General features: G+C 66.6%; 25 protein-coding genes. 16 read left to right on the top strand and 9 right to left on the bottom strand.

Features of this window, described 5'->3' with window-relative positions:
- Positions 1-15 precede the first annotated feature (15 nt).
- Together HZS63_RS05275 and HZS63_RS05270 are read left to right on the top strand one after the other, a co-directional pair.
- A complete protein-coding gene (locus HZS63_RS05275; RefSeq protein WP_180683008.1) occupies positions 16-1,128 on the top strand; it encodes an aminoglycoside phosphotransferase family protein in 1,113 nt (370 codons plus the stop codon).
- Positions 1,129-1,136: 8 nt separating this feature from the next.
- A complete protein-coding gene (locus HZS63_RS05270; protein ID WP_180683007.1) occupies positions 1,137-1,865 on the top strand; it encodes a 16S rRNA (uracil(1498)-N(3))-methyltransferase in 729 nt (242 codons plus the stop codon).
- Between the two features lie 15 nt (positions 1,866-1,880).
- Here HZS63_RS05270 and HZS63_RS05265 read toward each other — a convergent pair whose 3' ends face one another.
- Positions 1,881-2,441, bottom strand: coding sequence for a YaeQ family protein (locus tag HZS63_RS05265; protein WP_180683006.1), 561 nt, complete (start codon positions 2,439-2,441; stop codon positions 1,881-1,883).
- Between the two features lie 19 nt (positions 2,442-2,460).
- On the bottom strand, positions 2,461-2,943 hold the full coding sequence (locus HZS63_RS05260) for an NUDIX hydrolase (protein ID WP_180683005.1): 483 nt from the start codon (positions 2,941-2,943) through the stop codon (positions 2,461-2,463).
- 181 nt (positions 2,944-3,124) lie between these two features.
- Between HZS63_RS05260 and HZS63_RS05255 the strand changes: the two genes are divergently transcribed.
- Genes HZS63_RS05255 through HZS63_RS05245 form a run of 3 tightly spaced genes read left to right on the top strand, consistent with a single transcriptional unit; the run spans position 3,125 to position 6,030 of the window.
- Positions 3,125-4,258 carry a Re/Si-specific NAD(P)(+) transhydrogenase subunit alpha gene (locus tag HZS63_RS05255; protein WP_180683004.1) on the top strand — a complete coding sequence of 378 codons (1,134 nt, stop codon included), beginning with the start codon at positions 3,125-3,127 and terminating at the stop codon, positions 4,256-4,258.
- A 15-nt stretch (positions 4,259-4,273) separates the two neighbouring features.
- Complete coding sequence (locus tag HZS63_RS05250) at positions 4,274-4,597, top strand: NAD(P) transhydrogenase subunit alpha part 2 (RefSeq protein WP_180683003.1); 324 nt, start codon at positions 4,274-4,276, stop codon at positions 4,595-4,597.
- Entirely contained in the window at positions 4,594-6,030 is a 1,437-nt protein-coding gene (locus tag HZS63_RS05245; protein ID WP_180683002.1) for an NAD(P)(+) transhydrogenase (Re/Si-specific) subunit beta, read from the top strand. The genes HZS63_RS05250 and HZS63_RS05245 overlap by 4 nt, the downstream gene beginning before the upstream one ends.
- 80 nt (positions 6,031-6,110) lie before the next feature.
- On the opposite strand, the gene mnmA is transcribed toward HZS63_RS05245, so the two are convergent.
- From mnmA to HZS63_RS05225, 4 genes are all read right to left on the bottom strand, one after another.
- Positions 6,111-7,304 carry a tRNA 2-thiouridine(34) synthase MnmA gene (gene mnmA, locus HZS63_RS05240; RefSeq protein ID WP_180683001.1) on the bottom strand — a complete coding sequence of 398 codons (1,194 nt, stop codon included), beginning with the start codon at positions 7,302-7,304 and terminating at the stop codon, positions 6,111-6,113.
- A gap of 15 nt (positions 7,305-7,319) precedes the next feature.
- Complete coding sequence (locus HZS63_RS05235) at positions 7,320-8,558, bottom strand: saccharopine dehydrogenase family protein (RefSeq protein ID WP_180683000.1); 1,239 nt, start codon at positions 8,556-8,558, stop codon at positions 7,320-7,322.
- Between the two features lie 35 nt (positions 8,559-8,593).
- Positions 8,594-9,700, bottom strand: a complete 1,107-nt coding sequence (locus HZS63_RS05230; protein WP_180682999.1) for a carboxynorspermidine decarboxylase — start codon at positions 9,698-9,700, stop codon at positions 8,594-8,596.
- 82 nt (positions 9,701-9,782) lie between these two features.
- Positions 9,783-10,820: an LLM class flavin-dependent oxidoreductase gene (locus HZS63_RS05225; protein WP_180682998.1), complete on the bottom strand. Its 1,038-nt coding sequence runs from the start codon at positions 10,818-10,820 to the stop codon at positions 9,783-9,785.
- 74 nt (positions 10,821-10,894) lie between these two features.
- On the opposite strand from HZS63_RS05225, the gene HZS63_RS05220 reads away from it, so the two are divergent.
- Complete coding sequence (locus tag HZS63_RS05220) at positions 10,895-11,341, top strand: acyl-CoA thioesterase (protein ID WP_180682997.1); 447 nt, start codon at positions 10,895-10,897, stop codon at positions 11,339-11,341.
- Between the two features lie 99 nt (positions 11,342-11,440).
- Here HZS63_RS05220 and HZS63_RS05215 read toward each other — a convergent pair whose 3' ends face one another.
- Positions 11,441-12,721, bottom strand: a complete 1,281-nt coding sequence (locus HZS63_RS05215; protein ID WP_180682996.1) for a glutamate-5-semialdehyde dehydrogenase — start codon at positions 12,719-12,721, stop codon at positions 11,441-11,443.
- A 93-nt stretch (positions 12,722-12,814) separates the two neighbouring features.
- On the bottom strand, positions 12,815-13,294 hold the full coding sequence (locus HZS63_RS05210; protein WP_180682995.1) for a MarR family winged helix-turn-helix transcriptional regulator: 480 nt from the start codon (positions 13,292-13,294) through the stop codon (positions 12,815-12,817).
- A 137-nt stretch (positions 13,295-13,431) separates the two neighbouring features.
- On the opposite strand from HZS63_RS05210, the gene HZS63_RS05205 reads away from it, so the two are divergent.
- The 4 genes from HZS63_RS05205 to HZS63_RS05190 are packed head-to-tail and all read left to right on the top strand — an operon-like array spanning position 13,432 to position 16,985.
- Entirely contained in the window at positions 13,432-14,640 is a 1,209-nt protein-coding gene (locus tag HZS63_RS05205; protein WP_180682994.1) for a 3-hydroxybenzoate 6-monooxygenase, read from the top strand.
- 16 nt (positions 14,641-14,656) lie between these two features.
- On the top strand, positions 14,657-15,721 hold the full coding sequence (locus tag HZS63_RS05200; protein WP_180682993.1) for a cupin domain-containing protein: 1,065 nt from the start codon (positions 14,657-14,659) through the stop codon (positions 15,719-15,721).
- A 4-nt stretch (positions 15,722-15,725) separates the two neighbouring features.
- Entirely contained in the window at positions 15,726-16,427 is a 702-nt protein-coding gene (locus HZS63_RS05195) for a fumarylacetoacetate hydrolase family protein (RefSeq protein WP_180683160.1), read from the top strand.
- 18 nt (positions 16,428-16,445) lie between these two features.
- A complete protein-coding gene (locus HZS63_RS05190; RefSeq protein WP_180682992.1) occupies positions 16,446-16,985 on the top strand; it encodes a diguanylate cyclase domain-containing protein in 540 nt (179 codons plus the stop codon).
- 13 nt (positions 16,986-16,998) lie between these two features.
- Here the strand turns inward: HZS63_RS05190 and dacB are convergent, their stop codons facing one another.
- Positions 16,999-18,426: a D-alanyl-D-alanine carboxypeptidase/D-alanyl-D-alanine endopeptidase gene (dacB, locus tag HZS63_RS05185; protein WP_180682991.1), complete on the bottom strand. Its 1,428-nt coding sequence runs from the start codon at positions 18,424-18,426 to the stop codon at positions 16,999-17,001.
- 33 nt (positions 18,427-18,459) lie between these two features.
- Between dacB and HZS63_RS05180 the strand changes: the two genes are divergently transcribed.
- From HZS63_RS05180 to HZS63_RS05155, 6 genes are all read left to right on the top strand, one after another.
- Positions 18,460-19,500, top strand: a complete 1,041-nt coding sequence (locus HZS63_RS05180) for a DMT family transporter (protein ID WP_180682990.1) — start codon at positions 18,460-18,462, stop codon at positions 19,498-19,500.
- On the top strand, positions 19,497-20,330 hold the full coding sequence (gene tsaB / locus HZS63_RS05175; RefSeq protein WP_180682989.1) for a tRNA (adenosine(37)-N6)-threonylcarbamoyltransferase complex dimerization subunit type 1 TsaB: 834 nt from the start codon (positions 19,497-19,499) through the stop codon (positions 20,328-20,330). The genes HZS63_RS05180 and tsaB overlap by 4 nt, the downstream gene beginning before the upstream one ends.
- The gene (locus HZS63_RS05170; RefSeq protein WP_180682988.1) at positions 20,327-20,878 is read left to right on the top strand and encodes a GNAT family N-acetyltransferase; all 552 of its coding nucleotides are present in this window, start codon (positions 20,327-20,329) and stop codon (positions 20,876-20,878) included. Before tsaB ends, HZS63_RS05170 begins: the two co-directional genes overlap by 4 nt.
- A gap of 4 nt (positions 20,879-20,882) precedes the next feature.
- Positions 20,883-21,779, top strand: a complete 897-nt coding sequence (locus HZS63_RS05165) for a uracil-DNA glycosylase (RefSeq protein ID WP_180682987.1) — start codon at positions 20,883-20,885, stop codon at positions 21,777-21,779.
- Between the two features lie 126 nt (positions 21,780-21,905).
- Positions 21,906-22,946, top strand: coding sequence for an outer membrane lipoprotein (locus HZS63_RS05160; RefSeq protein WP_180682986.1), 1,041 nt, complete (start codon positions 21,906-21,908; stop codon positions 22,944-22,946).
- Positions 22,939-23,253: a hypothetical protein gene (locus tag HZS63_RS05155; RefSeq protein WP_180682985.1), complete on the top strand. Its 315-nt coding sequence runs from the start codon at positions 22,939-22,941 to the stop codon at positions 23,251-23,253. Before HZS63_RS05160 ends, HZS63_RS05155 begins: the two co-directional genes overlap by 8 nt.
- Positions 23,254-23,257: the final 4 nt, after the last annotated feature.

Here is a 23,257-nt window from a genome sequence, read left to right as displayed (position 1 = left end):
CAGGCGTTCACTGCCATGACCCACCCCTCTTCTGCCACCGCCCGGACCGTGAGCTGGAATGACGCGGAGCGCGCCGCCGCATTCAGCCACTGGCTGACTGGCATCGCCCCGAAGCACGCCATCGACCCAGCCACCGTGCGCCTGGCCTCGGCTGACGCGAGTTTTCGGCGCTACTTGCGCGTGGACCGCACCGACGCACCCGGCAGCCACATCATCATGGACGCCCCACCCGAGAAGGAAGACTGCCGCCCCTTTGTACAGGTTGCCCGCCTGATGCAGGAGGCGGGCGTGCGGGCACCGCACGTACTGGCCTGGGACGAATCCCTGGGCTTCATGCTGCTGACCGATCTGGGCGACCAGCCCCTGCTGGCCGCGCTGAACCCGGAGCAACCAGCCGCAGCCCTGCCCTACTTCCAAGACGCTGTCGCGGCCTTGCTGACCTGGCAGCGTGCCTCCCGACCCGGCGTGCTACCGCCCTACGACGCCGCCTTGCTGCAGCGCGAGCTACAACTCTTCCCGGACTGGTATCTGGTACAGCACAAAGGCCGCCGCCTCGACGACGCCACCCGCTCCTTGCTGAGCCAGACCTTTGCCCGCATCGTCGAGCGCAACCTGGCCGCGCCCAGCGTGTTCGTGCACCGCGACTTCATGCCCCGCAACCTGATGCTGCCACGTGAGGGCTTCGACCCCTCCGATCCGGCCCGGCGACTGGGGGTGCTGGATTTCCAGGACGCGGTCTACGGCCCGGTGACCTACGACATCGCCTGCCTGATGCGTGACGCCTTCCTCACCTGGGAGGAGGACATGGTGCTGGACGTGACCATCCGCTACTGGGAACAGGCACGTAAAACCGGCCTGCTGGACTTCGACGGTTGGAGCGAGGACTTCGGCAGCTTTTACCGGGCCGTGGACTGGATGGCGCTGCAACGCCACCTCAAGGTGGCGGGCATCTTCGCGCGCCTGACGCTGCGCGACGGCAAGCCCCAGTACCTGGCCGACGCACCGCGCTTCCTGCTCTACATCCGCAACACGGCGGCGCGCTACCGCGAACTCACGCCCTTGCTGCGACTGATCGATCAGATCGAAGGCTGGGAGGCCGCCAGCGGCTTCGCCTACGGTCGCGTGTAAAACAGAGCATGCCCCGCATCCACCACCCCGAAGCCTTGCACCCTGGCCAAGTGCTGACCCTCACGCCCGAGGGCGCACGCCACGTGCAGGTGCTGCGCCTGCAGCCTGGCGATGCGCTCACCCTGTTCGGCGACCCGGTGGCGGGGGGCGAATGGACGGCCATCGTGCTGCGCATGGGCCGCAGCCGTGTGGAGGTGCAGGTGCAGGCCCATCAGGCCGTGGAGCGAGAACCGTTACGAACCGTCCAGCTGGCCGTTGGTATGCCCGCCAACGAGCGCATGGACTGGCTGGTGGAAAAGGCGACCGAGCTGGGCGTGGCCGGTATCCAGCCGCTGATGACTGAGCGCACCGTGCTGCGCCTCAAGGGTGAGCGGGCCGACAAGAAACAGGCCCACTGGCAGGCGGTGGCGGTGAGCGCCTGCGAGCAATGCGGCGGCAACCGGGTGCCCACCATCCATCCGGTGCGCACGCTGGACGACTGGCTGCGCCAGGCGCCGCCCGCTCCTGGGGTGTGGCGGGGCGTGCTGTCGCTGGCCGCAGACAGTCGGCCACTTTCACAGGCCATCCCCCGCGACCCTGCCGTCGCACTGTGTCTGGTTCATGGGCCGGAGGGTGGACTGGGCCCGGCCGAGGAGCAAACGCTACGGGCCACGGGCTTCGTCCCAGTCAGCTTGGGGCCCCGTGTGTTGCGCGCCGAGACCGCGGCGCTGGCCGCGCTGGTCCGAGCCCTGTCCTGAACCGGGTTCCGTCGCCTACTTCCAGCGCAGCGGCTCCAGTGCCACGCTGCCCCGGTTGCTGCTCATTGTCAACACCCCGTCAAGCACGGTGGCCTGCAGCTGCATGCTGCGTTCGGCCAGACCGGCCAGCGCCTGGGCGGCCTCGGTGGGCAAGCGCCACACCTGCAGCTTGTCCAGCCTCGTCAGCCTGGTTTCGATGCCTTTCCACCACACCTCGGCGGCGTGGTGAAACGCATACACGCGCACGGCATCGGCTTGGCTACAGGCTTTGGCCAGGGGCTTGTCCTCGGGTTGACCGACCTCGATCCACAGCCGCTTGCGGCCGGTGAAGTCGCTCAGGTGGGCGTCCGGGTCGTCAGGGTCGGACAGCCCGGCGCCAAAGGCCAGCGTACCGTCGCCCCCGCAGGTGTCCTGCAGTTCGTGCGCGTTCAGCGCCAGCGCGGCCAGCCGCACCATCAAGCGTTCGTCGGTCTCGCTGGGGTGGCGGGCCAGCGTCAGCACATGGTCGGCGTAGTAGTTGTGGTCGATGTCGGCCACCTGCAGGTTGGCCTTGAAGATGGTGGATTTGAGGGCCATGCGGGTCTCTGGGTGGCGATCAGCGCAAGGCCAGAACGGAAGGGTCGGTGTGGATCAGCTCGAGCGGGTAACGCCGCCCGGCCAGGTGATCTTCCATGCACCGCAGCACCAGCGGGCTGCGATGCCGCTCGCGGCTGGCCCGGATCTCGTCGGGGGTCAGCCACACGGTACGCACGATGCCCGTGTCGAGCGCGCGGCCAGGCACCGGCTCACCCACCGTGCCGCAGAAGGCAAAGCGCACATAGGTGATGTCCTCGCCGGTGGCGGGACGCTGAAATCGCGAAAGATAGATGCCCAGCAAAGCCGTGGGCGTGAAGCGATGGGCGGTTTCCTCGAGCACCTCGCGCACGCAACCCTCCAGCGGACCCTCGCCCGGATCCAGATGCCCGGCGGGATTGTTCAGCCGCAGTCCTTCGGGGGTATGCTCCTCCACCAGCAGGTAACGCCCCTCGCGCTCGATCAGGGCGGCCACGGTGACACTGGGTTTCCAACGTTCTTGCATGTCGGGGATTATCGCGAGGACTGGCTGCATCGGAAAACACCCACATATCATCGATGGCTGATACAAGTCGGGCTTCGTTTGCGCAGCAGATGTCGTGGCGCTGACAGCACAGCCGTCGAAAAAGCGGTTACGCTCGGGGCGAAGTCAGGTTGTTGACATTTCAGCGAGTGAGGAGACTCATATGCAGATAGGCGTTCCCGCCGAAACCATGGCGGGTGAAACCCGTGTGGCTGTGACACCCGAGACGGCCAAGAAGCTGGTGGCGCAAGGGCATCGAGTGCTTGTACAGTCCGGTGCCGGGCTGGCCGCCAGCGCCACCGACGAGGCCTACCGCGCCGCAGGGGCCGAGGTGGTGGATGCAGCCACCGCTCTGGGCTGTGAGCTGGTGCTCAAAGTCCGTTCACCCCAAGCCAACGAGCTGGCGCTGATGAAGCCTGGCGCCACCCTGGTGGGCATGCTCAACCCCTTCGATGCCCAGGGCCTCGCCGCGCTGGCCCAGGCCGGCCTGACCAGCTTTGCCTTGGAAGCCGCCCCCCGCACCACGCGCGCGCAGAGCATGGACGTGCTGTCCAGCCAGGCCAACATCGCCGGCTACAAAGCGGTGATGTTGGCAGCCAACCAGTACCCGCGCCTGTTTCCTATGCTCATGACGGCGGCAGGCACCATCAAGGCCGCACGCGTCGTCGTGCTCGGCGTGGGCGTGGCGGGCTTGCAAGCGATTGCCACCGCCAAGCGTCTGGGCGCCGTGATCGAAGCCTCTGACGTGCGTCCATCGGTCAAGGAACAGGTGGAGTCGCTGGGCGCCAAGTTCATCGACGTGCCTTACGAAACAGCCGAAGAGAAGGAAGCCGCCGAGGGTGTGGGCGGTTACGCGCGCCCCATGCCGCAAAGCTGGCTGGACCGTCAGAAAGCCGAGGTGGCCAAGCGCGTGGCGCAGGCCGACGTGGTCATCTCCACCGCGCTCATCCCGGGCCGGCCCGCGCCGGTGCTCATCACCGAGGACATGGTCAAGAGCATGAAGCCGGGCTCGGTGATCGTGGACATCGCGGCCGGCAAAGGGCCCAACGGCACCGACGGCAACTGCCCGCTGACCGAAGCCGGCCAGACGGTGCGCAAGCACGGGGTGTTCATCATCGGTGAAACCAATCTTCCCGCCCTGGTGGCCGCCGACAGCTCGGCGCTGTACGCCCGCAACGTGCTGGACTTTCTGAAACTCATATGCCCCAAGGGCGCCACCACCGTCCAGGTGCCGATGGATGACGACATCGTGGTGGCCTGCCTGATGACCCAGGGCGGCGAAGTCAAGCGCAGCTAACCGAGGAGCTTACCCATGGATGCCATTTCTCCCATCGTTTTCAACCTCATCATCTTCGTGTTGGCCATCTACGTGGGCTACCACGTGGTCTGGAACGTCACACCAGCGCTGCACACGCCGCTCATGGCCGTGACCAACGCCATTTCCGCCATCGTGATCGTGGGGGCCATGCTGGCCGCTGCGCTGACCGAAACGGGCCTGGGCAAGACCATGGGCGTGCTCGCCGTGGCGCTCGCGGCGGTGAACGTGTTCGGCGGCTTCCTGGTGACGCGGCGCATGCTCGAGATGTTCAAGAAGAAGGAACGCAAGGCCCCCGCTGCTGAAGGAGCCGCCCAATGAGCATGAACCTCGTCGTTCTGTTGTACCTGGTGGCCTCGGTGTGCTTCATCCAGGCACTCAAGGGCCTGAGCCACCCCACCTCCTCGATCCGTGGTGTCATGTTCGGCATGACCGGCATGGGGATTGCCATCCTCACCACCGTGGGGTTGATCGTCACGCTGGCGCAGGCCATGTCGGTGGACGCGGTCTCCGGGCTGGGCTGGATCGTGCTGGGCCTCGTGGCCGGTGGCGCTTTCGGCACGGTGCTGGCCCGTCGCGTGGAAATGACGAAGATGCCGGAGCTGGTGGCCTTCATGCACAGCATGGTCGGTCTGGCGGCGGTGTTCATCGCTTTCGCGGTGGTGGAAGAGCCTTGGGCCTTCAACCTCGCGGACAAAGGCGGCGAGATGCCGATCGGCAACAAGATCGAGCTGTTCCTGGGTTCGGCCATCGGGGCGATCACGTTCAGCGGCTCGGTGATCGCTTTCGGCAAGCTCAGCGGCAAGTACAAGTTCCGCCTGTTCCAGGGCGCACCCGTCACGTTTGCCGGTCAGCACATGCTCAACCTGGTGCTGGGCCTGGCGGTGCTGGCACTGGGTATTTTCTATGCCTTCACCGGCAACTGGACAGCGTTTTTCGTGCTGACCGCGATCAGCTTCGTGCTGGGGGTGCTGATCATCATCCCGATTGGCGGCGCCGACATGCCGGTGGTGGTGTCCATGCTCAACAGCTATTCGGGCTGGGCGGCCGCGGGCATCGGCTTCAGCCTGAACAATTCCATGCTGATCATCGCCGGCTCGCTGGTGGGTTCGTCGGGTGCGATCCTGAGCTACATCATGTGCAAGGCCATGAACCGCAGCTTCTTCAGCGTGATTCTGGGCGGCTTTGGGGGCGAAGCGGGTGCAGCCGCGTCTGGTGGCGGCGTACAACGCACGGTCAAAAGTGGCAGCGCCGAAGACGCGGCCTTCATCCTGAGCAATGCCGAGACGGTCATCATCGTGCCCGGCTACGGCCTGGCCGTGGCCCGCGCCCAACACGCCGTCAAGGAGCTGGCGCACAAACTGACCGAAAAAGGCATCACGGTGAAGTACGCCATCCACCCGGTCGCGGGCCGCATGCCCGGCCACATGAACGTGCTGCTGGCCGAAGCCGAGGTGCCCTACGACCAGGTGTTCGAGATGGAGGACATCAACTCCGAATTCGGGCAAGCCGACGTGGCCATCATCCTGGGCGCCAACGACGTGGTGAACCCCGCGGCGCTGCAAAAGGGCTCCCCCATCTACGGCATGCCCATCCTGGAAGCTTACAAGGCCAAGACCGTGATCGTGAACAAGCGTTCCATGGCCGCGGGCTACGCCGGACTGGACAACGAGCTGTTCTACATGGACAAGACCATGATGGTGTTCGGCGATGCCAAGAAGGTCGTGGAGGACATGACCAAGGCGATCGAGTAAGCACCGGGGGGTGGCGGCTTACGCCTGCGGGAGGACACCCACCCCCTCCTTGCCACCGCCGGCCATGGACGCAACCCGGCTCAGGCGTTGGAAGATGGCACGACCCGGCGGCGCCCGCGGCGCATCGCCACCGGGGGAACACTCGGCACGGGCTGCCGGGTGGCGGAGGCTCCGTGGATCACCCCTCCCCCCAGACAGACCTCGCCGTCGTAGAGCACGGCGCTTTGCCCCGGCGTGACGGCCCACTGAGGCTCTTCGAAAGTGAGGGCGAAGCCGCTGGGACCGGCTGTGACGAGCGTGCAGGCGGCGTCGGCCTGGCGGTATCGGGTCTTGGCCGCGTAGACGCCAGGGGCGGGGGGCTCGCCGGCCACCCAGCTCGCATCCTGCGCCTCCAGTTCGGGCGAGAGCAACCAGGGGTGGTCGTGGCCCTGGACCACCCACAGCGTATTGCCGGGCACGTCCTTGCGGGCCACGAACCAGGGGGCATGTTCGCCACCTCCCTTGGCCGCGCCTACTTCCTTCACCCCGCCAATGCCCAGGCCCTGGCGTTGGCCCAGGGTGTAAAAGCTCAGCCCCACATGCTGGCCGATCTCGCGGCCCCGGTCGTCGCGAATGGGACCAGGGGCTTTCTGGATGTAGCGGTTGAGGAACTCCCGGAAGGGCCGCTCGCCGATGAAGCAAATGCCGGTGGAGTCCTTCTTCTTGGCGTTGGGCAGACCGATCTCGGTGGCGATGCGGCGCACCTCCGTCTTGAGCAGCTCTCCCACCGGAAACATCGTCCGGGCCAATTGGGCCTGGCTGAGGCGGTGCAGGAAGTAGCTCTGGTCTTTCAGCGGGTCCAGGCCCTTGAGCAACTCGTGCAGTCCGGTTGCTGGGTTGTGACGCACGCGGGCGTAATGGCCGGTGGCGATCTTCTCGGCCCCCAGGCGCATGGCATGGTCCAGGAAGGCCTTGAACTTGATTTCGGCGTTGCAGAGGATGTCGGGGTTGGGCGTGCGGCCGGCTTGGTATTCGCGCAGAAACTCGGCAAACACGCGGTCCTTGTACTCGGCGGCGAAATTGACGTGCTCGATGTCGATGCCGATCACGTCGGCCACGCTGGCGGCGTCCAGCCAGTCCTGGCGACTGGAGCAGTATTCGCTGTCGTCGTCATCTTCCCAGTTTTTCATGAAGATGCCGATGACCTCGTGACCCTGCTGCTTGAGCAACCAGGCACTGACGGCGGAATCCACGCCGCCGGACAGGCCGACGACGACTCGGTGTTTGCTTGACATGGAGGGATTATCCCCTCAGGCATCCCAGGCCCGGTCCCCGCGCGCATCGCGTACCCGGGTGGGCAGGCCCATGCGGTCCAGCAGGCGCAGGAAGGGCACCGGATCCAGTTCTTCGACGTTGACCATGGTGCGCGTGTCCCAGGTGCCGTTGGCGATCAGCAGTGCGGCGGCCACCGGCGGCACGCCCGCGGTGTACGAGATACCCTGGCTGCCTACTTCGGCGTAGGCTTCGGCGTGGTCGGCCACGTTGTAGATGAACACTTCGGTCTCTTGGCCATCCTTGCTGCCCTTGACCCAGTCACCGATGCAGGTCTTTCCGGTGTAGCTCGGCGCCAGGCTGGCCGGGTCGGGCAGCACAGCCTTGACCACCTTCAGCGGCACCACCTCCAAGCCCTCGGCGGTTTTCACCGGTTGCTCCGACAGCAGACCCAGATTCTTCAGCACGGTGAACACGTTGATGTAGTGATCGCCAAAGCCCATCCAGAAGCGCAAATCGGCCTTGGGGTAACGACTGGCCAGCGAGTGCAGTTCGTCGTGGCCTGTCAGGTAGGCTTTTTGCGGGCCCACCACGGGCAGATCCCACATCTGGCTGACCTCGAACATCTGGTTTGCGGTCCATTGCCCGTTCTGCCAGGAATACACCGTACCGGTGAATTCGCGGAAGTTGACCTCCGGGTCGAAGTTGGTGGCGAACCAGCGGTCATGCCGGCCGGCGTTGATGTCGATGATGTCGATGCTGCGAATGGTGTCGAAGAAGCGGTCTTCGGCCAGGCGGGCATAGGCGTTGACCACACCGGGGTCGAAGCCCACGCCCAGAATGGCGGTGACACCGGCCGCGGCGCAGCGCTCACGCCGCTTCCACTCGTGGTTGGCGTACCAGGGCGGGGTTTCGCAAATCTTCAGCGGGTCTTCGTGAATGGCGGTGTCCATGTAGGCCGCGCCGGTGGCGATACAAGCCTCCAGCACCGACATGTTCACGAAGGCGCTGCCCAGGTTGATGACGATCTGCGCGCCGGTGCGCCGGATCAGTTCGGCCACGGCAGGGGTGTCCATGGCGTCGATGGTGTGGGCCTGCAGCACGCCCGGCACCTTCAGGTTGCCTTTGGCATGGATGGAAGCGATGATGGCCTCGCACTTGGCGATCTTGCGTGAGGCGATGTGGATGTCGCCCAGCACGTCGTTGTTCTGGGCGCATTTGTGCGCCGCCACTTGAGCCACGCCACCGGCGCCGATGATGAGAACGTTGCGCTTCATGTCGTCGAGTTCCTTTCGTCGGAGGGGTTGCAGATTCAGGACAGCGCCGCAGCGAAGTCCTCATAGCCGAAATCGCGCACCAAACGCACCTGGCCATCGAGTTCGCGCACCGCAATCGCCGGCATCTTCACGCCATTGAACCAGTTCTTCTTGACCATGGTGTAGGCGGCAGCGTCCTCGATGGACAAACGGTCGCCGACTTGCAGGGGTTGCGCAAAACGGAATTCACCGAAGATGTCGCCGGCCAGGCAGGACTTGCCGCACACCATCCATTCGTGCGCGCCTTGGTTGGGTTCGATGCGGCCGCTGTAGCGATAGACCAGCAGGTCCAGCATGTGAGCCTCGATCGAGCTGTCCACGATGGCCAGATTCTTGCCGTTGTACAGGGTGTCGAGCACGGTCACCTCCAGCGTGGTGGAGTTGGCCACCGCTGCCTCGCCCGGCTCCAGGTACACCTGCACGCCGTACTCGCCAGCAAAGCGCTTGAGCCGCTCGGCGAACGCCGCCAGCGGGTAGTCGGGGTGGGTGAAGGCGATGCCGCCACCCAAGCTGATCCAGTCCATACGCCGGATGAGGTGGCCGAAGCGTTGCTCGATATGGTCCAGCAATTCACCGAACCTCTCCAGCCGGCCGTTTTCGCAGTTGTTGTGGAACATGAAGCCGCTGATGCCACCGATCTCACCCAGTGCGCGCTCGATGGCGCGCGGATCGTGCTCACCCAAGCGGGAAAACGGCCTGGCCGGGTCGGCCAGATCGTAGCTGGAGGAGCTGACCCCTGGGTTCACCCGCAACCCGCGCACCTTGGCGCGCGAGGCCGCATCGAAGCGGCGGAGCTGACCCAGGGTGTTGAAGATGATCTTGTCGCAATGGCCGACGACCTCGTCGATCTCGTGGTCGGCCCAGGCCACGGAGTAGGCGTGGGTTTCGCCGGGAAACTTCTCGCGGCCCAGGCGTACTTCATAGAGCGAGGAGCTGGTGGTGCCGTCCATGTACTGGGCCATGAAGTCGAACACCGCCCAGGTGGCAAAACACTTGAGGGCGAGCAGGGACTTGGCGCCCGAGGTCTGGCGCAGCCAGGCCATCTTTTCCAGGTTGGGCAGCAGGCGGTTTTTGTCGATGAGGTAGTACGGTGTCTGGATCATGAGAGGGTCTCGACATCGGCCGGACGGCAAAACCCTTGATTATGGCAACCCCCACAGCGGGGGGCGCCGTTTCCCGGCGTCCTCAACCGTTGACGACCGCCGCAGGCCGATCGGCGCAAGGGCGCATGGCGCTGGCGGCGATGTCCAGCGAGCGCAGCCGCAGTGCCGGGTCGTACACATCGCTGACCAGAATGAACTCGTCGGCCTCGGTCAGGTCGGCCAGGCGTTGCAGGCCATCCCGAACGGTGTCGGGCCCGCCGATGACCGCAGCGGCCAGAAAGTCGCCGATTGCGGCACGGGCCCGGTCATCCACCTGTTGCCAGAAATGGGGAATGGGGGGTTGCAGGCGCCGCCGGTCGCCGGTCAGGATGCCCAGCACGCGCTGGTAGGTGCTGCTGGCCAGGAACTCGGCCTCGTCGTCGGTGGGCGCGGCAATCAGCGGCACCCCGATGGCCGCGTAAGGCCGCTGGAGCGTGGCCGACGGGCGGAAGCGGCTGCGGTACAGCTCCAGGGCCTGCAGCAGCAACCGTGGTGCGAAATGAGAGGCAAAGGCATACGGCAGGCCGCGTTCTGCCGCCAACTGCGCCGAAAACAGGCTGGAACCCAACAGCCAGATGGGCACCTTGGTCCCGGCACCAGGCATGGCAATCAGCCGCTGGCCGGGTTGCGGGTCGTCCAGCAGTCGCTGCAGTTCGGCCACGTCGCGCGGGAAGTCGTCTTCGGTTTCCACCCGCTCGCGGCGCAGGGCACGCATGGTCAGGCCGTCGGTGCCGGGCGCGCGGCCCAGCCCCAGGTCGATGCGGCCGGGGTAGAGTTCGGCCAGGGTCCCGAAGGCCTCGGCCACCACCAATGGCGCATGGTTGGGCAGCATCACCCCGCCCGAGCCGACGCGGATGCGTTGGGTCCCGCCCGCGATGTATCCCACCAGCACGGCGGTGGCCGAACTGGCAATCCCCGCCATGTTGTGGTGCTCGGCCAGCCAGTAGCGCTGGAAACCCAGGCGCTCGGCGTGCTGTGCGGTGCGAAACGCGATCTGCAAGGCGTCGGCCACGGTGCCGCCTTCGCGCACGGCCACCAGGTCCAGCATGGACAGGGCGATGGAGTTCAGGGTCTTGTTCATGAGCCGATTTTCATATGGCGGGCATGCCCTTGCAGGACAATGGCGGTTTCGATATCGTTTTGCAACATCACCAAATGCCTCGCCTGCACTTCACGCCGCCGGAGCGTTTTCGCTTCACCACCGACATCCAGATCTATATCAGCCATGTGAACCAGGGCGGCCACCTGGACAACGCCCAGTTGCTGACACTGGTGTCCGAGGCACGCGTGCGCTTCTTCAAGGCGCTCGGCTACAGCGAAGGCGATGTGGCCGGCCACCCCATCGTGGTGGGCGATATCGGCGCGCAGTACCAGTCCGAGGGCTTTCATGGCGAGGTGATGTGCGTGTCCATGGAGCCGACAGATTTCAACCGGTACGGCTTCGACCTGGCGTTCCAGATGCGCGAAAAAGCCACTGGGCGGGACGTGGCGCGGGGCAAGGTGGGCATCGTGTTCGTGCAGCGTGAGGTCAAGAAGGTGGCGCAGGTGCCTGCCGCTTTCCTGCAACGGCTCGATGCCGTGTTCGGACCCGACGCACCATGACGCCACGGCCTTGGATGGCTGGCGACGGGGCTGGCGCAGGGGTCGCAGTGGAGGCTGCAATGGGCACGAACCCAGGCGGGCAAGCCCGCTTGACTCGGCTCAGCCGCGCACCTCGCCCTCACCCAGCACCACGTACTTGAGCGAGGTCAGCCCCTCCACCCCCACCGGCCCGCGGGCGTGGAACTTGTCGGTCGAGATGCCGATTTCGGCGCCCAGGCCGTACTCGAAGCCGTCCGCAAAGCGCGTGCTGGCATTGACCATCACGCTCGCCGAATCCACTTCGCGCAGGAAGCGCTGTGCGTGCACGTGGTCGGTGGTGAGGATGGCCTCGGTATGGTGGCTGGAATAGCGGTTGATGTGGGCAATGGCCTCGTCCACCCCGGCCACCACCTTCACACTGATCACCGGTGCCAGGTATTCTTCTGACCAGTCCTGCTCGGTGGCGTCCTTCAGGTTGGCACCGGGCACGCTGGCCAACAGTGCCTTGGCTTCGGGGCAACAGCGCATTTCCACACCCTTCTGCGCGTAAATGGCCCCGATCTGCGGCAAAAATGCCGCCGCCACCCCGCGGGCCACGAGCAGGCTCTCGGTCGCGTTGCAGGGGCTGTATTTCTGCGTCTTGGCGTTGTCGGCCACCTTCACCGCCATGGCGATGTCGCAGGGGTCGTCCACGTAGGTGTGGCAATTGCCGTCCAGGTGCTTGATCACGGGCACCTTGGCGTCGCGGCTGATGCGCTCGATCAGGCCCTTGCCGCCGCGCGGGATGATCACGTCCACATAAGCCGGCATGGCGATCAGCTGGCCCACGGCTTCGCGGTCGGTGGTGGGCACCAGCTGCACCGCGTCGGCCGGCAGGCCCGCCTGCACCAGCGCCTGCTGCACCAGCGCGGCCAGGGCGCGGTTGCTGTCGATGGCCTCGGAGCCGCCACGCAGGATGCAGGCATTGCCGCTCTTGATGGACAGGGAGGCGGCTTCGATGGTGACGTTGGGTCGGCTCTCGTAGATCATGCCGAACACGCCGATGGGCACGCGCATCTGGCCCACGCGGATACCACTGGGTTGCTGCTTCATGCCCATGATCTCGCCGATGATGTCGGGCATGGCAGCGAGCTGTTCACAGCCTTCGGCGCAGGTTTCCAGCACCTTGGGGGTGAGCTTGAGCCGGTCCACCATAGGCTCGGCCAGGCCGGCGGCGCGGGCGCGCTCCAGGTCCTTGGCGTTCTCGACCTGGAGCTGAGCGACGTTGGCGCGCAGCAGCGAAGCCAACCCGCGCAGGGCGGCAGCCTTGGAGGCGGCACCGGCCTTGGCCATCTGCGCCGAAGCGACCCTGGCCTGCCGACCCAGGGCGTTCATCAATTCAACGGTGTTCAGGGCGTTCATGCCCGGATTTTCGCACCGATAAAGACAGCACGGGCCTGACGTGCAGATGCGGCGGTCAGTCCTGGCTGAGGACCACTCGAATCCCCACCTCCCTCACCCCGCCCCTTCACTCGGCGCCCGACTGAACGCGTTGTTCTCCTCCACCAGCCGCTGCAGCAGCCGCATGAAGGTACGCTGTTGTGCAGGGGTCAATGGCGCCAGGATGAGCGCCTGTGCACGCGCAACGGCCGGCTCGGCCTGCACGAGCAGATCGATGCCACGGCTCGTGATGAACAGCCGTCGCACGCGCCGGTCTTGTGGCGACAGCTGGCGTTCCAGCAAGCCCCGTGCTTCGAGCCGGTCCACCACGCCGGCGGTGGTCGAGGTGTCGAGGGCGATCAGACGCGCCAGGGTGCGCTGGTCCACGCCCGGCTGGTCGCGCACGGTCACCAGCGCGCCGTACTGTAGCGGCGTGAGGTTGAGTTTTTCCACCTCCTGGTGGAAGATGCCCACAGAAATCTGGTGCAGACGCCGGATCGCATGACCAGGCAGGTGGTTCAAACCGGGCATGGCAGAAGGCAAGGACTCGCTCATGAGGCATCAGTCTAGGGCATGCCAGGCAAGAGCCTGCACCTCGAATCAAGACCCAAAAACACTTGCACAAGCCCCAAATAGTTACTACACTAATCGTCAGTGTACTGATATTTTGACAGATTCTCAGGAGACGACGCATGAGCCCATCGAGCAGTGAACTCCCCGTGCTGATCGCCGGCGGCGGCATCGGCGGGCTGGCCGCCGCCCTCGCCCTGGTGAACCAGGGCTTCCAGGTACAGGTGTTTGAGCAGGCGCCGGCAATCGGTGAGATCGGCGCCGGTATCCAGCTCGGCCCCAACGCCTTTCATGCCTTCGACGCGCTGGGCGTGGGGCCACAGGCGCGTGCCCGTGCGGTCTACACCGACTACATGGTCATGCACGACGCCGTCGATGAATCCCTGGTGGGCAAGATCGAGACCGGTGAAGCCTTTCGTCAACGCTTCGGCAACCCCTACGCCGTGATCCACCGGGCCGACGTGCATCTGTCGCTGCTGGAAGGCGCACAGGCCAGCGGGCAGGTGGCGTTTTTCACCGACACGCACATCGAAACCATCGAGCAGGACGAGGCCGCCGGAACGGTCACGGCCATCGACCAGAACGGCAAGCGCTGGGTCGGCCAGGCCTTGATCGGCGCCGATGGCGTGAAATCCGTGGTGCGGCAGCAGTACGTGAACGACCCGCACCGCGTGACCGGCCATGTGGTCTACCGGGCCGTGGTGGACAAGGCCGACTTTCCCGACGAGCTGAAGTGGAACGCCGCCAGCCTGTGGGCCGGCCCCAAGTGCCACCTGGTGCACTACCCGCTGCGCGGCGGCGAGCAGTACAACGTGGTCGTGACCTTCCACAGCCGCCAGCAGGAGCAGTGGGGCGTGACCGAAGGCTCCAAGGAAGAGGTGGAAAGCTATTTCCAGGGCATCAGCCCCAAGGCCCGTCAGCTCATCGAGTTGCCCAAGAGCTGGAAGCGCTGGGCCACGGCGGACAAGGATCCGATCGAAAACTGGGTGTTCGGCCGCGTGACCATTCTGGGCGATGCCGCGCACCCCACCACGCAGTACATGGCGCAGGGCGCCTGCATGGCCATGGAAGACGCCGTGACCCTGGGCGAAGCCCTGCGCGTGACCGGGAAGGACTGGGCCGCCGCGCTGGCCCTGTACCAGAAGAACCGCGTCCCGCGCACCGGGCGCATCGTGCTGAGCAGCCGCGAAATGGGCCGCATTTACCACGCCACCGGGGTGGAGCGCCTGATCCGCAACCAGATGTGGAAAAACCGTCCGCAGGAACGCTTTTATGATGCGTTGGAATGGCTGTATGGCTGGAATGTGAGCAACTGCCTGCAACAGGGCTGAAACGACGGAGACGAACATGCGAGAACTTGGCCGACTGGAAGACCTGCCGCAGGACTACCGCGACGCACTCGAGGCGCTGAACCTGGTGCCCCTGTGGCCCAGCCTGCGCAGCGTACTGCCCCCGAACGTGCCCACGCGCCAGACGCGCGCCACCCACTGGCCCTACGCCAGCCTCAAGCCCTTGCTGCTGAAGGCCGGTGAGTTGACCCCGATCGAAAAGGCCGAGCGCCGCGTGCTGGTGCTCGCCAACCCCGGCCACGGTCTGGAGAAGATGCAGGCCAGCGCCGCGATGTACCTGGGCATGCAATTGCTGCTGCCTGGCGAGTGGGCGCCCAGCCACCGCCACACCCCCAACGCCGTGCGCATGATCGTCGAAGGCGAGGGCGCCTACACCACCGTGGACGGCGAGAAGTGCCCCATGAGCCGAGGCGATCTCATCCTCACCCCCACCGGCCTGTGGCACGAGCACGGGCACGACGGCAACGAACCCGTGATCTGGCTGGACGTGCTGGACCTGCCACTGGCCTATTACCTGGAAGTGAGCTACCACGTCAACGGCGAGCGCCAGCAGGTCAAGCCCGGCCGCGGCGACCGCGCCTGGACGCGCGCCGGCGTCGTCCCCACCCCCGTGTTCCAGCGCAGCGACAAGCGCTACCCCATGCTGCGCTACCCCTGGGCCGATACCCGCGCCGCGCTGTTGTCGCTGGCGGCCGACCAGCCTGAGCAGGAGTGCGTGCAGGTCACCTACGTCAACCCCGAAACGGGTGACGACGCGGAGAACATCCTGGGCTTCTACGCGCTGATGCTCAAACCCGGACAGACGCTGCGCCTGCCCGCACGCTCGCCGGCCCAGGTGTTCCACCAGATCGAAGGCCGCGCCGAAGTCACGGTGGACGGAGCCGGCCAGACCTTCACCCTGATGGAGGCCGACACCTGCTGCGCCCCGGGTTACACCGCCGTCACGCTCCGCAACCTGAGCGCCGATCAACCCGCCTTCCTCTTCATGGCCGACGAGTCTCCGCTGCACCGCAAGCTCGGGGTCTATGAAGTTCGCCCGTCCATCCATGTGTCCAACCCCTGACGCCATGAACCACTACCTGTTCCCCCCGCCCCCCGTTCGATCCCTGCCCATTCGCGGCACAGCGCAACGCTTCCCCATCAACCGCCTGTTCTTCGTGGGACGCAACTACCACGCGCACGCCGTCGAAATGGGGCGTCCCGTCGATAAAAGCACCGAAAACCCCTTCTACTTCACCAAATCGCCCAGCTCACTGGTGGAAAGCGGGGCCACCATCCCGTACCCGCCGCGCACCCAGAACTACCATTACGAAATGGAACTGGTGCTGGCGATCGGCAAGCCCGGTTTCCGCGTGCGCGAAGACCAGGCCCATGAGCTGATCTACGGTTACGCGGCTGGCCTGGACATGACCCGACGCGACCTGCAACTGGTGGCACGCGACAAGGGCCGCCCCTGGGACACCGGCAAGGACATCGAGAACGGCGCCGTGTGCACGGACATCGTGCCCATGGAAGGCGTGGTGATGAGCCAGGGAGCGATCACTCTGGAAGTCAATGGCGTGACCAAGCAGTCCTCCAACGTGGACAAGCTGATCTGGAACATCCGCGAAATCATCGCCGACCTGTCCACCTATTACCACCTCCAGCCGGGCGACCTGATCTACACCGGCACCCCCGAAGGGGTGGGCCCGGTGGTCGCTGGTGACAGACTCACCGGACGTGTCGAAGGCATTGCCGAGGTCAGTTTGCACATCGGCCCCGCCGAGTGAGCCGGTGACAATGGAAACATGAACGCCACGCCCCCTGCACCCGCCCTGGCGGACGGCGTACCGCTCTACGACCCGGCCTCGGGACTGCTGAGCCGCGCGGCGGTGTTGGAGGCGCTCGGCCGCACGCTGTCAATGGCCGCCCGGCTGCAACATCCGGTCACTGTGCTGTTCATTGAAATCGACGGACACGAGCATCACCGCGCGCAGGCACCGGAGCGAGCAGACACGATGGAACGGACGCTGGCTCGTCAGCTGGTGGGCCGGATGCGCGTCCATGACGTGCTGGCACACTGGGCCCGTGGCCAGTTCGTGGCGGTACTGCCCGATGCCGATGTGGCCAGCGCGCTCGTGCTGGCCGAAGACCTGCGCACCTTGGCCCAAACCTGCGCATCGCCGGGGGTGACCGTCAGCATCGGCATACATGGACGCACGCCATCTGCCACGCAAGCCTTGCACGGGCTGGCGGCCGACATGGTGGTGGGCGCACAGCGCGCCCTGGAGGCCACCGTGGCCGAAGGACCCAACCGCCTGGCCATAGAACCCGCCCCACAGGCGTGAGCCTGGAGTGGGTTCAGCGCTGAGCGGCCCACTGCACCAGAGCGTCGAGGGCGGGACGTGCGGCACGGGCGTTGGGGTGGTTGACAATGGCCACCAGCACCAGCCGCTGACCGTCCGGGCGGTGCACGTAACCGGCCAGGGCCTGCACGTCGCGCAGACTGCCGGTTTTCAGATGGGCCAGCCCCTCGCCCATGGCGCTGCGCCGCAGCGTGCCATCGAGCCCGCTGGCGGGCAGGGACGACATCAGCTCCGGCATCATGGGTGAGACGTAGGCCACCTGCAGCAATCGAGCCAGTGCCGCCGCGGTGATCCGGGCGTCCCGGCTGAGACCGGCACCGTTGTCGATCCGGGGTGCAGGTACCGTGGGTCCCAGCCGCTGGACCCACCACTGGGCGATCCGATCACGCGCCGCCTCGAAGGTGGCCGGGCGATCGGGGCCTTGGGCCAGCGCCAGCAGCAGGTGTTGGGCCATCACGTTGTTGCTGAATTTGTTCACGTCCCGCACCACCTCCGTCAGCGGCGGCGACTCCAGCGCCAGACGCTCCACCGCCTCGGGGGGTGTCACACCGGTGCGCACCTGGCCATCGAGCCGGCCACCCACGGCTGCCCACATGCCCTGCACCGCCCGCGCGGTCATCCGATCGGGTTCCGGATGGGCCAGCGGCCAGATGCGCTCCCCGCACGAGGCGGGATAGGCGCCGGCGAAACGCGGGCGCGTGGCGTCGCTGAAATCCGCGCGCAGACCGGCGCGCCAGTCGTTGCAAGGCCCGCCGGTCAGCGGCACTGACGCGGGCACCTGAACACCGGCCAACGGGGGCTCCATGCCCACGCGCGCCACGCCGGCCACGGGGTCGGGCACGAACTGGAAGACCTGCGCCTTGAAGTTCACCAGCAAGGCGTCGGGCGTGGCGTTGTAGGGCCGCAGCGGCTCACCGTCGAAAGCCCCAGGGTCCACGGCCGGCACGTCAAAGGTGCTGCGGTCGATCACGATGTCGCCCGCCACGCGTGCAATCCCCAGGGCCTGCACCCGCCTCATCAGCAGCCAGAGCTTTTCCGACACCAGTTTCGGGTCACCGCCACCCTTGAGGTAAAGGTGCCCCTGGAGCACGCCATCACGCACCGGGGCATCGGTATGCACCGTGGTGCGCCAGACATGGGCCGGCCCCAGCAGATCGAGCGCCGCGAAGGTGGTCACCAGCTTCATGACCGACGCCGGGTTCACCGCTTCATCGGCACGGTGATGTATCCAGGGTGCCGACCCGGGCACGGCAGGTGCCACCACCACCGCCACACTCTCTGCCGGCAATGGCGCCCGCTGCAAGGCAGCCAGCACCTCGGGAGGCAGGCCAGACGCCCAGGACGGACTCAGCCAGCCACCCAGCCAGAAACCGATGACCGCAACCCATTTCCAACGCACAAAGCAAGCAAACGAGGAAGGCATGCGGTGATTATCCCGGCACCCGATAATCGCGGCATGTTTTTCGGATTTCAGCGCCTAAGCCCCCGGGCGGTGGGCTGGATGGCCGCCGTGGTCACGGTGCTCATCTGGACCTCCTTCATCGTGGTGGCCCGGGCCACCGCTCACCAGACCCTCACCTCCTTCGACATCGCTTTCATGCGCTTCGTCGGGGCGGGTGCGGTGTTGCTGCCCGTCGGCTGGTGGATGGTGCGGCAGCAGCGCCTGCGCGCACCCCACGCCGGCAGTTGGCTGGGTTTGTCACCGCTGGGTTTCCGGCTCACGGCCGGGGTGGGCATGGTCGGTGGCGTGGTCTATGCCTGCGTGGCCTACAGCGGCTTTTACTTTGCGCCCGCCTCCCACGCCTCGGTGCTCATGCCGGGCAGCCTACCCCTGTGGACCACGCTGCTGGCGGCCTGGGTGCTGCGCGAACACATCACGCCCACCAGGGCTGTGGGACTGGCCTTGATCGTTGCGGGCGACCTGCTGGTCGGCGGCGCCAGTCTGCTCAGCGCCTTCGACGGTGGCGACGTGTGGAAGGGTGACCTGCTGTTCCTGCTGACCGCCTTCACCTGGGCCAACTACACCATCATTGCGCGCAAGCACGGCCTGCCCGCGGTGGAAGCCACGGTGGCAATCTCGGTGTTCGCCTTCCTCACCTACGTGCCGGTGTATGGTCTGCTGGCCGCTCTGGGCTGGATCCAGAGCCACCTGGCGCATGCGCCCTGGCGCGAGCTGTTGTTCCAGGCGGGCTTCCAGGGCATCGGTTCCGTCGTCATTTCGGGCATCACCTTCACGCAGATGGTGCGCCACTTCGGCCCGGTGCGCTCCACCATGATCACCTCGCTGGTTCCTGGCCTGTCGGCGCTGGGGGCCGTGGTGTTTCTGGGAGAACCCATGCACGCCAACCTGCTGGCTGGACTGGCCCTGGTGACCGTCGGCATCGTCTTTGGCGTGCACGCGGCCGTACGCCAATCGGTCACGGCGACCACGCCACCTTCTACGTTTGCCTCTACGTCCGCCGCTACCTCCGCCCCACCCCCTACCCGGCCGTCATGACCCTGCCCACCTCCACCCTTCCTCAGAAAGTGCTGGCCCTGGACACCAGCACCGAGCGCATGAGCATCGCCCTGGGAGCGGCAGGCCAGCCTCCCCTGGCGCTGCATGAAGCCGAAGGCGGCGCACGGGCATCGGCCACGCTCCTGCCCACCGTGCGCCGACTCCTGGCGGCACTGGGCTGGCGCCTCGCCGAGCTGGATGCCATCGCCTTCGGCTGCGGCCCGGGGGCCTTCACTGGCCTGCGCACGGCCTGCGCGGTGGTGCAAGGCCTGGCCGTGGCCGGGCGACCGGGGGGCATACCCGTGATCCCGGTGCACACCCTGCTGGCCGTGGCCCAGGCAGCGCTCACCCAATGGCAGCAGACCAAGGGCCCGTGGCCCGGCGGTTTCATCACCATTGCCCTCGACGCCCGCATGGACGAGATGTACGTGGCGGACGTGGCCGTCGAGCCCATGGCCGGTGGGGACGATTCATGCGCGCTGAAACTGATCCGCCCCGCTGCCCTGTACGCCCCCGAGGCCCTGGCCACTGGCGAGGGCTGGCCCATGGGCGGTGGCTCTCCCCCCGTCTGTCTCGCGGGCAATGCCGCCCCCCTCTATGCCGAGCGCTGGCCCACGGGCTGGCGTGGCGTGCCTCAGATCCTTGCATGGCCCACCGCCGCCGCGGTGTTGCGCCTCAGCGGCGCCCTGTGGGCCGAAGGCGCGGCGGTGCAGGCCGCCGATGCGCAACCGCTGTACGTACGCGACAAGGTAGCCCAGACGACGCAGGAGCGTGAACGGCTCCAAGCCCTCAAGACCCGGGACCCGGCGACAGGAACCCACGCGCCATGACCCCCTGGCCCGCCGCCCTGCCCGCCCCCTATCAGCGGGCCGGCTTTGCCCCCATGACCGCCGAGGTCCTGGACCTCGTGGCCGAGGTGGACAAGACCGCCTACGCCCACCCCTGGAGCCGGCGCCACTTCGCCGACTCCCTGGAGAGTGGGCATGCCATGCAGATGCTGGCCCTGACCCCAGACCCGCGGAGCGACCCCCCATCGTGGGCTTGCGCCCCGGTGCTGCCCGACGGCCGCTGGCTGCTCGGTTACCTCGTCGCCATGCAGGGGGTGGGCGAGGTCCACCTGCTCAACCTCACCACCGTGCCGTTGCACCAGCGCCAGGGCTGGGCGCGCCGCATGCTGGCCGCGCTGGGCGACTGGGCCCGCAGCCTCGGGGCACACGCTGTATGGCTGGAGGTCCGGGCCAGCAACCAGGCCGCACAGGCCCTCTACGCCTCGAGCGGCTTTGAAGCCGTAGGCGTGCGCAAGGGCTACTACCCCGACCACGGCGCGCGGCGCGAGGACGCCATCGTCATGCGCGGCCACGTCGACGCATTACACTGACCGCATGTCTGCTCCTGTCCCCACCCTGCCGCTCCTGCCCCGGCTGAGCGACCGCCACCGGGCGATGTTGCAGGAAATGGGCGTCCCCATCTGGTGGCCAACCGCCGCAGATGCCGTGGGTACGGGCGCCGCAGCCCCATCCGATCCGGCCACCAAGGACGAACGTCGTGCCACAGCGGTACCAGACCCGGTCTGCCGACCCGTCGAGCCCACGCGCCCACCGCCCAACCACCCCGTGCCCACGTCCGCACCTGGCGCCGCCCTTGACCACCCGGCCCGTTGGTTGCCCAACCTGGCCGCCCTGGAAGCTGCCGTTCACGACTGCTCGCGATGCGGCCTCGCGCAGCGGCGCCAGCGGGCCGTCCCTGGCATGGGCGATCCCCGGCCCGACTGGCTCATCATTGGCGAAGCGCCCGGCGAGGAAGAAGACCGCCAAGGCCTGCCCTTCGTCGGCCGGGCCGGCCAATTGCTGGACCGCATGCTGGCGGCCATGGGGCTGACCCGTGAGCATCGGGTCTACATCGCCAACGTGATCAAATGTCGCCCGCCCCTGAACCGCAACCCCGACCCGCTGGAAATCGCGCAGTGCAGCCCCTACCTGCTGCGCCAGGTGGAGCTGTTGCAGCCCAAGGTCATCATCGCCATGGGCCGCTTTGCGGCGCAGACCGTGCTCGCCGAGGGCGGCGCCCTGTCTCCCGAAGCGGCGCGTCAATGGCCCCTGGGCAAGTTGCGTGGTCAGGTCCATCGGGTCACCCTGGGCGGGCTGTCCTTGCCCGTGGTGGTCACCTACCACCCGGCTTACCTGCTGCGCAGCCCCGCTGAAAAAGGCAAAGCCTGGGCCGACCTCTGCCTGGCGCTCGATACCATGGACGGCCTGCACCCTGCACGCGCTGCGGTGTAGCCACATGTAACACCAGTAACCACCCGCCTTTTTTCTCGATCCGGCACTTGAGCCGACTCACGCACAGTGTTAATTTGATAAGCATGATCATCTGGCAACTGTGCCGGAGCCTTTGATGGACACACCATGACTCTTCAACGCTACCTGATCGCGGGCCTGCTGGCCTTCACCGCCCTGCTGGGGGCCCAGCAAACCGCTGCCCAGACCCAGCCAACCATCCAGACCTTCACGGTGCAGCAGGTCACCGAACTGGTGCCCGGCACCGAACTCGTGTTCCAGGTCCATGACACCGCCGGTGCCACGGTGACCGTGACCCTGGAAGGCAGCGCCAACGCCCTGACCTTGCGTGAAACCCGTGCCGGCCGTTACGAAGGCAGTTACACCCTGAGCCTGCGTGACCAGGTCAAGTACAACAGCCCCGTGCGTGCCACCATGCGTATGGGCAGTGCGGAAACCCAGGCCGTGCTCGGCCAGACCCTGCTGACCGCCACCGCGCACCAGCGTGCCGTGGCCGCCGCCACGCCCACCCCGGTCATCGACTACTTTGCATCCCAGGCCTCCGGCTGGACCGGTGGTCACGAAATCACCCTGACCGTGCGCGGCACGCCAGGGGCCCAAGCCACGGCCACCCTGACCGGCACCGACGTCCGACCTGTCCTCAAGGAGATCAAACCCGGTGAATACACCACCACCTACACCATCCGCACGCGCGACACGCTGAACGAGCGCAGCATGGCCAGTGTCACGCTGGCGCTCGCCGGCAAGACCGTCAAGGTGGACAAGGCTGTCGGCGCCCCCCCTGTGCAGCCCACGCTGGCCCGGCATCAGAACTGCTATCCCCGCGGTGTGGTGCAGGCCATCAACACCGTGGAGGTCGAAGGCGAAGCCGGACTGACCGGCATGGTCGCGGGCGGCGTGGCCGGGGCCGTGCTCGGCAGCCAGGTGGGCAAGGGCAGTGGCCGCACTGCGGCCCAAATTCTCGGTACCGTGGGCGGTGCCTACGCCGGACGGGAAATCGAGAAAACCATCAAGAAGGAAACCCGCTACGACGTGACCGTTCGGCTGCACAACGGCACGGTGCAAACCGTGCGGCATGCCGAAGACCCCGCCCTGAAGATCGGTCAGCCGGTCAAGATCGTGGATGGCAAAGTGGTGGCCAATGACTGAGCGGCGCCATCGTTTCATCCGCGCCCTGGTGGGCACACTGGCGGCCGTCATGTCGGCGGGGCTGGTGGCCTGCAGTTCGGGGCTGGAAGGCAGCTATGAGGACCCGATGGGCGTAACACGCTACACCTTCCAGTCGAACGGCAAGGTGCTCATACGGCTGATGGGCACCGAGGTCGAGATGACCTACGAGAAGGACGGCGACAAGATCAAGGTGGGCACGCCCGAGGGCCGGGTGGTGATGACCCTGCTGGACGATGGTTCCATCCAGGGACCCATGGGTGTGAAGCTGACGCGCATACCACGCTGAGGCG

The sequence above is a fragment of the Tepidicella baoligensis genome, from assembly GCF_013432195.1.
In the GTDB taxonomy this organism is placed as follows: Bacteria; Pseudomonadota; Gammaproteobacteria; order Burkholderiales; family Burkholderiaceae_C; genus Tepidicella; species Tepidicella baoligensis.
The sequence above is the reverse complement of the archived record's forward strand: the minus strand, read 5'-3'. Positions and strand labels throughout refer to the sequence as shown.

Coding starts and splice junctions, on each gene's coding strand:
- HZS63_RS05275 (WP_180683008.1), top strand. CDS start 16: ATGACCCACCCCTCTTCTGCCACCGCCCGGACCGTGAGCTGGAATGAC.
- HZS63_RS05270 (WP_180683007.1), top strand. CDS start 1,137: ATGCCCCGCATCCACCACCCCGAAGCCTTGCACCCTGGCCAAGTGCTG.
- HZS63_RS05265 (WP_180683006.1), bottom strand. CDS start 2,441: ATGGCCCTCAAATCCACCATCTTCAAGGCCAACCTGCAGGTGGCCGAC.
- HZS63_RS05260 (WP_180683005.1), bottom strand. CDS start 2,943: ATGCAAGAACGTTGGAAACCCAGTGTCACCGTGGCCGCCCTGATCGAG.
- HZS63_RS05255 (WP_180683004.1), top strand. CDS start 3,125: ATGCAGATAGGCGTTCCCGCCGAAACCATGGCGGGTGAAACCCGTGTG.
- HZS63_RS05250 (WP_180683003.1), top strand. CDS start 4,274: ATGGATGCCATTTCTCCCATCGTTTTCAACCTCATCATCTTCGTGTTG.
- HZS63_RS05245 (WP_180683002.1), top strand. CDS start 4,594: ATGAGCATGAACCTCGTCGTTCTGTTGTACCTGGTGGCCTCGGTGTGC.
- mnmA (WP_180683001.1), bottom strand. CDS start 7,304: ATGTCAAGCAAACACCGAGTCGTCGTCGGCCTGTCCGGCGGCGTGGAT.
- HZS63_RS05235 (WP_180683000.1), bottom strand. CDS start 8,558: ATGAAGCGCAACGTTCTCATCATCGGCGCCGGTGGCGTGGCTCAAGTG.
- HZS63_RS05230 (WP_180682999.1), bottom strand. CDS start 9,700: ATGATCCAGACACCGTACTACCTCATCGACAAAAACCGCCTGCTGCCC.
- HZS63_RS05225 (WP_180682998.1), bottom strand. CDS start 10,820: ATGAACAAGACCCTGAACTCCATCGCCCTGTCCATGCTGGACCTGGTG.
- HZS63_RS05220 (WP_180682997.1), top strand. CDS start 10,895: ATGCCTCGCCTGCACTTCACGCCGCCGGAGCGTTTTCGCTTCACCACC.
- HZS63_RS05215 (WP_180682996.1), bottom strand. CDS start 12,721: ATGAACGCCCTGAACACCGTTGAATTGATGAACGCCCTGGGTCGGCAG.
- HZS63_RS05210 (WP_180682995.1), bottom strand. CDS start 13,294: ATGAGCGAGTCCTTGCCTTCTGCCATGCCCGGTTTGAACCACCTGCCT.
- HZS63_RS05205 (WP_180682994.1), top strand. CDS start 13,432: ATGAGCCCATCGAGCAGTGAACTCCCCGTGCTGATCGCCGGCGGCGGC.
- HZS63_RS05200 (WP_180682993.1), top strand. CDS start 14,657: ATGCGAGAACTTGGCCGACTGGAAGACCTGCCGCAGGACTACCGCGAC.
- HZS63_RS05195 (WP_180683160.1), top strand. CDS start 15,726: ATGAACCACTACCTGTTCCCCCCGCCCCCCGTTCGATCCCTGCCCATT.
- HZS63_RS05190 (WP_180682992.1), top strand. CDS start 16,446: ATGAACGCCACGCCCCCTGCACCCGCCCTGGCGGACGGCGTACCGCTC.
- dacB (WP_180682991.1), bottom strand. CDS start 18,426: ATGCCTTCCTCGTTTGCTTGCTTTGTGCGTTGGAAATGGGTTGCGGTC.
- HZS63_RS05180 (WP_180682990.1), top strand. CDS start 18,460: ATGTTTTTCGGATTTCAGCGCCTAAGCCCCCGGGCGGTGGGCTGGATG.
- tsaB (WP_180682989.1), top strand. CDS start 19,497: ATGACCCTGCCCACCTCCACCCTTCCTCAGAAAGTGCTGGCCCTGGAC.
- HZS63_RS05170 (WP_180682988.1), top strand. CDS start 20,327: ATGACCCCCTGGCCCGCCGCCCTGCCCGCCCCCTATCAGCGGGCCGGC.
- HZS63_RS05165 (WP_180682987.1), top strand. CDS start 20,883: ATGTCTGCTCCTGTCCCCACCCTGCCGCTCCTGCCCCGGCTGAGCGAC.
- HZS63_RS05160 (WP_180682986.1), top strand. CDS start 21,906: ATGACTCTTCAACGCTACCTGATCGCGGGCCTGCTGGCCTTCACCGCC.
- HZS63_RS05155 (WP_180682985.1), top strand. CDS start 22,939: ATGACTGAGCGGCGCCATCGTTTCATCCGCGCCCTGGTGGGCACACTG.